General features: G+C 63.2%; 6 protein-coding genes and 1 tRNA gene. 3 read left to right on the top strand and 4 right to left on the bottom strand.

The window, feature by feature from the left end:
* Window positions 1–52 precede the first annotated feature (52 nt).
* Genes ACI944_RS01455 through ACI944_RS01465 form a run of 3 tightly spaced genes read right to left on the bottom strand, consistent with a single transcriptional unit; the run spans window position 53 to window position 3,271 of the window.
* Window positions 53–958, bottom strand: a complete 906-nt coding sequence (locus tag ACI944_RS01455; protein WP_411717287.1) for an ABC transporter ATP-binding protein — start codon at window positions 956–958, stop codon at window positions 53–55.
* A complete protein-coding gene (locus tag ACI944_RS01460) occupies window positions 951–2,324 on the bottom strand; it encodes a branched-chain amino acid ABC transporter permease (RefSeq protein ID WP_411717288.1) in 1,374 nt (457 codons plus the stop codon). The genes ACI944_RS01455 and ACI944_RS01460 overlap by 8 nt, the downstream gene beginning before the upstream one ends.
* Window positions 2,321–3,271 carry a branched-chain amino acid ABC transporter permease gene (locus tag ACI944_RS01465; protein WP_411717294.1) on the bottom strand — a complete coding sequence of 317 codons (951 nt, stop codon included), beginning with the start codon at window positions 3,269–3,271 and terminating at the stop codon, window positions 2,321–2,323. The genes ACI944_RS01460 and ACI944_RS01465 overlap by 4 nt, the downstream gene beginning before the upstream one ends.
* 428 nt (window positions 3,272–3,699) lie before the next feature.
* Here ACI944_RS01465 and ACI944_RS01470 point away from each other — a divergent pair, with 428 nt between their 5' ends.
* The 3 genes from ACI944_RS01470 (at window position 3,700) to ACI944_RS01480 (ending at window position 5,511) form a co-directional block, all read left to right on the top strand.
* Entirely contained in the window at window positions 3,700–4,887 is a 1,188-nt protein-coding gene (locus ACI944_RS01470) for a phosphoglycerate kinase (protein ID WP_411717289.1), read from the top strand.
* A 5-nt stretch (window positions 4,888–4,892) separates the two neighbouring features.
* The gene (locus ACI944_RS01475; RefSeq protein ID WP_411717290.1) at window positions 4,893–5,432 is read left to right on the top strand and encodes an N-acetyltransferase family protein; all 540 of its coding nucleotides are present in this window, start codon (window positions 4,893–4,895) and stop codon (window positions 5,430–5,432) included.
* Between the two features lie 5 nt (window positions 5,433–5,437).
* Window positions 5,438–5,511 (top strand) — tRNA-Thr (locus tag ACI944_RS01480).
* 432 nt (window positions 5,512–5,943) lie between these two features.
* Here ACI944_RS01480 and ACI944_RS01485 read toward each other — a convergent pair.
* Window positions 5,944–7,314, bottom strand: a complete 1,371-nt coding sequence (locus ACI944_RS01485; RefSeq protein WP_411717291.1) for a geranylgeranyl reductase family protein — start codon at window positions 7,312–7,314, stop codon at window positions 5,944–5,946.
* Window positions 7,315–7,670 lie beyond the last annotated feature (356 nt).

Raw genomic sequence — 7,670 nt, forward strand, 5'->3', positions numbered from 1 at the left:
CGCCTGGCGCCCCTGTTGGCGCCGCCGGAGTCGACCCGCTGGTCTGTGTCGCTCATTCGACGTCGCCCCCGAGGTACGCCTCGATGACCGCCTCGTTCGACCGAACCTCGGCCGGCGACCCCTCCATGAGGACGGACCCTTGATGCATCACGATGATGTGCTCGCAGTTCTCCATGATCAGGTCCATGTCGTGTTCGACGATGAGAAACGTGTACCCGTCCCCACGCAGTTCGTGAATGTGCTCGAGGAGCCGCGCCTCAAGCGAGGGATTGACGCCGGCGAACGGTTCGTCGAGCAGTAACATCGTCGGGTCCGTAAGCAACGCTCGGGCTAGCTCCAGAAGCTTCCGTTGCCCCCCCGAAAGGTTACCCGCGTACTCCTGAGCTAGGTGATCGATCTCGAAGAACTCGAGCATCTCCCAACAGCGTTCGAGCACGTCCCGTTCCTGTTCGACGACGCTCCGACGAGCGACCGGCAGCACCGATCGCCACAGCGATTCGCCGAGTTGTTCCTTCGGTGCGAGCATCATGTTCTCGATGACGGTCATCTCCTCAAGTTCGCGAGCGAGTTGGAACGTGCGGACGAGCCCCCGGTTTGCAACCCGGTTCGGCGAGAGCCCAGTAATGTCCTCCCCTTCAAAGTAAACCGTCCCGTCGGTCGGTTCGTGGATCCCCGTGATGCAATTGAATGTCGTCGATTTCCCGGCCCCGTTCGGGCCGATCAAGCCGGTGATCGATCCTTCCTCGACGGTGAAATTCGCGCCATCGACGGCAGTGATGCTTCCGAACTGTTTTCTGAGCCCCTCGACGCGGAGCGGGATCGAACTCGGCGTGTGCTTTGCCGCCCGTTCGACGTCCGAATCGTGCGTCTCGACCCCCTCGCGGTCCTCGACCGATGCGTCAGATCTGCCTGAAACGGCCGTTTCCGTGGCCGCATCGGTCGCTTCGGTATCACTCATCTGTCGTCACCTCATCCGTCTCCGTGCTGTCGCCGTCGCTCGACGTGGTCCCGATCGACCCACTGATCGACGGTCGTTCGAGCCCGATCGGGCTCGCAGCTTCCTTGCGGTGGCCGAGTATCCCCTCGGGTCGGTTGTGCATCAGATAGATGAGCACAACCCCCATGATGGCGAGTTGGAGCTGTTGCATGTTGTCGATGGTGTACACAAAGAACGGAACCGGGTTTGCCGAGCCGACGATCGGCGCGACGGCTTGGCCGAACGTGTCGACCGCGTCAACCTCGATCGTCTCTTGGACAATATTCTTAACGAACAGCGGCCCGCGGAACAGAAATGCCGCGAAGACTGCGCCGCCGACCACGCTGCCCGTGTTCGATCCGGCGCCGCCGATGATGAGCGCGATCCACACGAAGAACGTGATCCGCGGCCGGAACGCGTCGGGCGTGATCGCGCCCTGCTCGGCGTAAAACAGGATGCCAGCGAGCCCCATCAGCCCACAGCCGATCATGAACGCCTTTATTTTGAACCCGCTTGTGTCTTTGCCGAGTGAACGGGTCGCCTCCTCGTCCTCGCGGATAGCCTTCAATACCCGACCGAACGGGGAGTTGCCGATCCGCTGTAGCGTCATATAAAACCCGATCAGGAACACGAGCAGAAGCAGCCCGTACAGGAGGCCGTCAAGGACCGGTGCGGGGTTCGACCCCAAGCCGAGTCGGGTGCCGATCGACTCCGTGGCGGCCACGTACGTCTCCGAAAGCCCGAAAAAGGCGAGGAACTGATCCGTCGGGTCGAAATCGAGTATGAGCCCGGATCCACCGCCGAGGCCGGTGTAGTACCCGGCGATCGCGATGCTTTGGAAGCTGGATTCGAGCAGCGTGAACCGAACGATCTCGCTAAGGCCGATCGTGACGATCGCAAAGTAGTCCGCACGGAGGCGCAACGCGGGCAACGCGACGAGCCCACCGAAGACCGCCGCCGCGATCACCCCGCCGATGATGCCGAGCCACAGTGGGAGGCCGAACCCGCCCGTCGATCCCGCCGCCGGTTCGGTTACCATCGCCCCTTTTGAGAGGATGGCCGTCGTATAGATGCCGATCGCCATGAACCCGATGACACCGATGTTGAAAAGTCCGGTGTACCCCCAATGGAGGTTGAGTGCGAGCGCCAACATCGCGAACACAGCGATGTAGAACAAAAGCTGGGCGATCGAGTTGACCTGCTGTCGGACACCGTACTCGAGGAGTGTCCCACCAATCAAATAAAGCGCGAACAATCCGGCGACCAACGCCGTCAGCTTCACCGCGTCCTGCCCCCAGATGGCACCCGATAGCCCCGTGTTCGGATCGTCGGCAGTCGCGTCGCTCATGCCGTCGACCTCCCGGAGAAGATGCCCTCTGGGCGCACGAGAAGCATGACGATCATGACAACGAACGCAGCCGCCCGCGAGAGGCCGGTCGGAATCCAGACCACGGATACCGACATCGCCAGGCCAATAACGAGGCCGCCGACGATGGCCCCATAGATCGAGCCGATCCCGCCGAGGATCACCGCCGCAAACACCGGCAACAGCAGGACCCACCCTTGGAACCAGTGCAGCGTTCCGTTCCAGATGACGAACATGTATCCGGCGACGCCGGCGAGGCCAGCGCCGATGATCCAGGTAGATCGGATCACCCGCTCCGTCGGAATCCCGGTGACTCTGGCGAGGTCCTCGTTGTCCGCCATCGCCCGCATTGCCTTCCCGAGTTTCGTCCGCTGGAGGAGCAGGTGAAGCCCGCCCATCAGCACGACCGCAACGACGACCAGCGAGATCTCGTGAAGATTGACACTAACAGTCCCATCGACGAGCGGAACCGCAATGCTCGGCACATCGCCCGACGCCGTCACGCCACGCCGACCGGGCCCGAAGATGAACTGGATGAGATACCGGAGCGCGAACGCGACGCCGATACTCGTTATCAACAGCGCTATTCCGGATCGGTCCCGAATCGGCCGGTATGCGAGTCGATCGATCGCGAGCGCGAGGCCGATTGCCGACACCCCGGCGACGAGAACGCCGACGAGCACGGCGAGGGGTGAGGTGGCAACCCCGATTCCGAGGCTGGCGCCGAACACCGATCCGCCGGCGCCGACGAGCAGCAGCGACCCCAGATTGGCTTCCGCCCCGAAGCCGCCCGCTACGACGTATGTCGCCATCATCCCGGCGAAAGCGCCGCTCGTGACTAAGTCGCCGTGAGAGAAGTTCGCGAAGTTCAGAATGCTGTACGTCATCGAGAGTCCGATCCCAGCGAGGCCGAAAAACAGCCCCCGCATCAGTCCGTCCTTCACGAGCACGCCGAGTTCGGAGATCGGTGTCTGCCCAGAAGCCAACTGCCAGCCGAGGTCGAGAAACAGGACCACGGCCACGACCACGACCACCGCACGAATGGGGTCCGTAGCCAATAATTTCTGGCCTTTTTCATAGGTATCTGTGATGGCTGTGCCCATACTATGTCTCCTACTCGGGTAGGCGGCACACATCCTAAAGTACCCTTCGGCTTGATCAGTTTCGTTGGCCTTGTCAGGCCGGCCAAGTGGGCGCTGTCGGCGCCGTCGAGCCAGCCACACGGCTTCTGTCAGCCCCGCCGGGCCGGCGGAGCGGATCGTCGCAGGAACTGCTGCGGTCCAGATCGGGCCTGGCTTCGCCGTCCTCGCGGACTCGTTGCGCAAGGCTTTCGTAACGACCAATTGAGTGCTTCAGTATGATACGGACGCTCGACGACCTCGATGCCGAGGGGGCCGCGCTCGGGGTTCGCGTTGACATCAACAGCCCGATGGGCGGCAACGGGCTGGCCGACGATGCCCGGCTCCGGGCGCATGTCGAGACGATCGCCGAGTTGTGCCGCCGGAACGCGCGAGTGGCGTTGCTCGCCCACCAGGGACGCCCCGGCGGCGAGGAATTCACCGACCTCCGGGCGCACGCCGACCGGCTTGACGAACTTCTCGAGGTCCCAGTCGCTTACAGCGACTCGACGTTCACCGCCGACGCCCGCAAGCGGATCGCAGATCTTGAGCCGGGAGCCGCGATCCTCCTCGAGAACACCCGATTTTATTCGGAGGAGTACATGTCGTTCGACCCCGAGGCGGCGGCGGAGACGTATCTCGTCGAGCGGCTCGCCCCTGCCCTCGACGCGTACGTCAACGACGCCTTCGCTACCTCCCACCGCCGCCAGCCATCGATCGTTGGCTTCCCAGAACTGTTGCCGCCCTACGCCGGGCGCGTGATGGAGCGCGAAATCGACGTTCTCGGTAACATTGCCGAGAGTCCCGAACCGCGCGTGTACGTCCTCGGCGGCGCGAAAGTCGACGACTCCATCGAGGTCGCGCGGTCGGTTCTCGAGCGGGGGCTCGCTGATTCGGTGTTGACCGCCGGCATCGTCGGCAACGCGTTCCTCCTGGCCGACGGCGTCTCGCTCGGGGCCGCCTCCGCTGGGGTCGTCAACGAGCGGAGCCACGACGCGGTCAAGAACGCTGGCGACCTGCTGGACGACTTTAGTCACCGGATATATATGCCCCGAGACGTCGCCGTCGAGCGCGGCGACGAACGCCACGAACTCGACCTCGGCGAACTGCCGAGCGACACACCGGCGATGGACATCGGCGCTCGAACGGTCGCCGCCTACGCCCAGATCCTCGACGATGCCGGGACCGCGATCCTCAACGGCCCTGCCGGCGTCTTCGAGGACGACCGCTTCGAGACGGGGACACTCGAATTATACAAGTCCGCGACGCGAGCGGAGACGAGCATCGTGGGCGGTGGCGATACAGCCTCCGCGCTCCGGGCACTCGAGCTTCTCGAGGGCTTCGATCACGTCTCGACCGGCGGTGGCGCAGCGCTACGAATGCTGACCGGCGACATGCTCGCCGGCGTCGAGGCCCTCGACCGATAGCCGTGGTGGCCGACGTACCGGACGACCGTGCGGCCGACCCTGATCCAAACCCCCCAAAGGATGTGACGATCTCGGTGGCGGATACGGGCGATGCGGACCGACTGGCCGACCTCTGGGTCGATCTCGCCGCCGATCAACGTCGGTACGGCTCTCGTCTCGAAGCCGAGGCCAACCGAGAGACGATCCACGAAACGATGCTCAGACATGCCGTCACCGACACCGTCTTGCTCGCACGGCGGGAAGGCGTTACCGTTGGGTTTGTGACGTTTGGGCGAGAGTCAGGTCGCTACGATCAGGACATCACGCGCGGGACGATTCACAATGTCTACGTCGAACCGTCTGACCGCGGAGTTGGGGTTGGGAGCGCGCTCCTCGCCGCGGCCGAGCGCGAACTCGAAGCGGTGGGCGTAGATGCCGTCACGTTGGAGGCGATGGCGCGAAACGACGCGGCGCGGTCGTTTTATTCGCGACACGGGTACGCACCTCATCGGATCGAACTCGAAAAGCCCATCAACGACGACCCCGTGACATCCGACGACGGCTGATGTGTGCCAGGGGAGCTTGGGTGGTTCAAGCACCCGACTTGTAATCGGGAGTTCGTGCGTTCAAATCGCACCCCTGGCTTCCGTTGTTTGACCGTACTCCCGGTTTTTATTTGACCCACGCTGTTGTCGGCGGGCGAATCAATCACTGTTTGCGCCAGCGCACCATCGGGTCGGAACGGGGCTATCGCCGGAGTAGATTCCAGCGGAAAACAGACGACGGGGTAAGCCGGTGGGGGGTGGGGAAGTCCGCTTACCGCTGTCCGCCGTCCGAGTGAAATTTCGGGAGATCCCGTAATAAATCGAATGGTATTCTTCTAGTAATATCACGGTAATCTATAAAGAACACTTGTCGCAATTCCCCACTACTGCTGGGTGGATGATACGTCGGCGCGCTCCGCCCGGTGTTTCGTGGCCCGGTGTTTCGTGGTATATAGCTTGACGGTCGCTCTGGCTCTGTGCTCAACTACGGTAGAGGACGTCGGCTGAGGTGTGTCTGATACCCAGAGAAGCGTCAGTACTTCGCCTCAGCGCCGGTTTCTGCGTAGATTTCGTCCATGATTTGATCGCGCTCGCGCCGCCACGTGGAGAAGCCCTCGGGCGAGTCTGGGTATGTCCCATAGTGCTCAAGCAGGCGGTCAGCGAGACGTTTCGTCTCATAGAGGTTCTTGAGCGTTCCCCAGTGGCCGAAGCTCCGGACGAGCACTCGGAGTTTGAGTCCCAGCCCCACGTTCGCCGACCCCGAGTATAGCGCGTCCGAGAGTTTCCCGGCGGGCAGCGACGCGAGCAGCGCGAGCAGGTCGTCGAGGTCATACGATGTCGAGAAGATGTTGTAGACGTCGAGAGCGGCGTAGCGGCCGCCGTAGTGCTCCATGACGCGCTCGTTGTAGCGCCACAGCGACGATTCGCTCACGTCGCCGGCATCCAGTGCCTCGATCGCCTGCTCACCGGCGTACTGGCCGGCGTAGGCGGCCCCGGCGATCCCGCCGCCGCTGACCGGGTTGACGTGGGCGGCGGCGTCGCCGATCGCCATGTAGCCGGGGGCGACCGCCGAATCGTAGGGTCGGCGGGTCGGCAGCGCCGCCCCGAGTTTGTCCTTGACGGTGGCGTTCTTGAGTTCCGGGCGATTCCGAACGTCTTCCCGGAGGTCGGCGACCAACTGCATCGGCTCCTCGTTCATCTGAAAGCCAAGGCCAACGTTGATCTCCGTTGGCGTCCGCGGGAAGTACCACAGATACCCCGCCGAGCGCTTCGTCGGCTTGAAAACGAGCGCGTCGGACCACTCGACCGGTTCGTCGACTTCGATGACTTCCCGGTAGGCCGAGGAGAACTGCGAGTACCGGACGTTCGTATCGAAACTCGCCCCCTCAAGATCGGCTTTGTCCTGTAGGAGCGAGAGAGCGCCGGCGCCGTCGAGGACGATGTCGGCCTCGTAGCGCCGGTGTTTGCCCTGCTTTGTCGCCTCAAAGCCGTGTACTCGGCCATCGTCGTCCTGCAGGACGTCCTGGACGACGGTGTCGTAGTGAAACGTCGTTCCAGCGTGTTCGGCCCCTTCGAGGATTCGGCGGCCGTAATCGTAGCGGTCGATGACGGCGAGTTCGCCGGGGACCGGGATGTCGAGGGCCACGCCCTCTTGAGGGATCTCGAAGCGACCGTGGTCAACCTCAGTGTTGGTGAAGGAATCCTCGATGTGGGATTTTGGGATCGACTCCGGGAACTTGTCCGCACCTTTGAGGGCGTCCCCACAGGCGATGTGGCCCGCTTCACTCTCCGCTTTGCGCTCGACGATGACGACGTCGTACCCTGCCCCGGCGATTGTGGCCGCGGCGTAACAGCCGGACGTCCCGGCTCCAACAATGGCGACGTCGTACTCGAACGTGGACATACAGTCCCTTCCACGCCGTGGGCGCAAAACTCTTTACTCCTGTTCGGAGCCCAGTAACCGCATCGGCGTCCTCCGCTTGGGTGCTTGACGACGGCATATGACCCCTGTCCGGGATCCCAACGACAGGATCGCTCGCCCCCGGCAAGCCTCGGTGTTCCCGCCGATATAAGTAATATCTGCCCGCGCCAGTAGGGGTGAGGGCGGTACTATGCGCCGGGGTCCCCCGTATCCGTCCAAGCGTCGGGGCTCCGTAACGCTCATACGGCCGATACGCCTACCTACCCACAATGGATCTACGCGTCATCGAGAATCTGGAGACGGAACTGTCGATCGAAGTGCAGGGCGAGGATCACACG

The sequence above is a fragment of the Natronomonas sp. genome (assembly GCF_046710025.1).
Lineage (GTDB): Archaea > Halobacteriota > Halobacteria > Halobacteriales > Haloarculaceae > Natronomonas.

What these genes read in the sequence shown, in the direction of transcription:
- ACI944_RS01470 (WP_411717289.1), top strand. Translation starts at nt 3,700, where the DNA reads ATGATACGGACGCTCGACGACCTCGATGCCGAGGGGGCCGCGCTCGGG.
- ACI944_RS01455 (WP_411717287.1), bottom strand. Translation starts at nt 958, where the DNA reads ATGAGTGATACCGAAGCGACCGATGCGGCCACGGAAACGGCCGTTTCA.
- ACI944_RS01460 (WP_411717288.1), bottom strand. Translation starts at nt 2,324, where the DNA reads ATGAGCGACGCGACTGCCGACGATCCGAACACGGGGCTATCGGGTGCC.
- ACI944_RS01485 (WP_411717291.1), bottom strand. Translation starts at nt 7,314, where the DNA reads ATGTCCACGTTCGAGTACGACGTCGCCATTGTTGGAGCCGGGACGTCC.
- ACI944_RS01465 (WP_411717294.1), bottom strand. Translation starts at nt 3,271, where the DNA reads ATGCGGGGGCTGTTTTTCGGCCTCGCTGGGATCGGACTCTCGATGACG.